This is a genomic window from Plasticicumulans lactativorans, assembly GCF_004341245.1.
In the GTDB taxonomy this organism is placed as follows: domain Bacteria; phylum Pseudomonadota; class Gammaproteobacteria; order Competibacterales; family Competibacteraceae; genus Plasticicumulans_A; species Plasticicumulans_A lactativorans.
In genome coordinates, this window is sequence record NZ_SLWY01000055.1 from 1 (window position 1) to 1,681 (window position 1,681).

The 1,681-nt window shown below is 68.8% G+C and carries 1 protein-coding gene; it reads left to right on the forward strand.

Translation table 11 applies throughout. The features are described 5' to 3' along the window. Positions 1–15: 15 nt before the first annotated feature. Complete coding sequence (locus tag EV699_RS19720; RefSeq protein WP_132546045.1) at positions 16–1,680, forward strand: L-lactate permease; 1,665 nt, start codon at positions 16–18, stop codon at positions 1,678–1,680. Position 1,681: the final 1 nt, after the last annotated feature.

The window sequence follows — 1,681 nt, forward strand, 5'->3', positions numbered from 1 at the left end:
AGGAGACAACAACGCATGTGGGCCCAAGTCTACGACCCCCTCAACAACGCCTGGCTGTCGACGCTGTGCGCGGCGATCCCGGTCATCGTGATGCTCGGCGCGCTCGGCATCTTCCACATCAAGGCGCACCTCGCCGCGCTCTACGGACTGGCCTCGGCGCTGCTCGTGGCCGTGCTCGTCTACGGCATGCCGGGCACGATGGCGCTGAGCGCGGCCGGCTACGGCGCCGCCTTCGGACTGCTGCCGATCGGCTGGATCATCCTCAACGTGATCTTTCTGTATCAGCTCACCGAGCGTAAGGGCCAGTTCCTGGTCCTGCGCGAGAGCATCACCGGCATCACCAGCGACCGGCGCCTGCAGCTGCTGCTGATCGCCTTCTGCTTCGGTGCCTTCTTCGAGGGCGCGGGCGGCTTCGGCACGCCGGTGGCGGTGACCGGGGCGATGCTGATCGGGCTCGGCTTCTCGCCGCTCGCCGCCTCGGGGCTGAGCCTGATCGCCAACACCGCGCCGGTGGCCTACGGCGCGCTCGGCGCCCCGATCATCGCGCTCAGCGCGGTCACCGGGCTCGACCTGCTGCAGCTCTCCGGCATGGTCGGGCGCCAGCTGCCGTTCTTCTCGCTGATCGTGCCGTTCTGGCTGGTGTGGGCGTTCTGCGGCTGGCGCGGCATGCTGGAGATCTGGCCGGCGGTGCTGGTGGCCGGCGCCGCCTTCGCGCTGCCGCAGTTCCTGGTGTCGAACTTCCACGGCCCGTGGCTGGTGGACGTGGTCGCGGCGATCGCCTCGATGCTCGCGGTGACGGCCTTCCTCAAGGTCTGGCACCCCCGGCACATCTGGACCTCGACCGCCTTCGGCGCGGCCGGCGCCGAGAGCAAGGTCGCGGCGAGCGCCACCTCGCGCAGCGCCGACCACGGCTACAGCCGTGGCGAGGTGTTCCGCGCCTGGCTGCCGTGGATCATCCTCTCGGTGCTGGTGTTCATCTGGGGCGTCCCGGCGTTCAAGCAGTTCATGGACGGGCTGTGGGTGTGGAAGTACCCGATCCCGACGCTGCACGAGCTGATCACCAAGGGCCCGCCGATCGTGGCGCACGTGGAGAAGGAGAAGGCGGTGTACACGCTGAACCTGCTGTCGGCGACCGGCACCGGCATCTTCGTCGCCGCGCTGCTGTCGGGGCTGGTGATGGGCTACCGGGTGCGCGAGCTGCTCAAGGTGTACGGCGAGACGCTGTGGATGCTGCGCTACTCGCTGATCACCATCGCCGCGATGATCGCGCTCGGCTACACCACGCGCTACTCCGGGCTCGACTCCACGCTGGGCCTGGCCTTCTCGCACACCGGCGTGTTCTACCCGTTCTTCGGCACGATGCTCGGCTGGCTCGGGGTGGCGCTGACCGGCTCCGACACCGCCGCCAACGTGCTCTTCGGCGGGCTGCAGAAGACCTCGGCCGAGCAGCTGGGGCTGAACCCGGTGCTGATGGCCGCGGCCAACAGCTCCGGCGGCGTGATGGGCAAGATGATCGACGCGCAGTCGATCGTGGTCGCCTCCACCGCCACCAAGTGGTACGGCCACGAGGGCGACATCCTGCGCTACGTGTTCTTCCACTCCCTCGCGCTCGCCGCGCTGGTCGGCGTGCTGGTGACGCTGATGGCCTACGTGCCACCCTTCACCAAACTCGTCTACTGAG

Excerpts from the sequence above, each read along its gene's own strand:
- EV699_RS19720 (WP_132546045.1), top strand. The coding sequence starts at position 16 with ATGTGGGCCCAAGTCTACGACCCCCTCAACAACGCCTGGCTGTCGACG.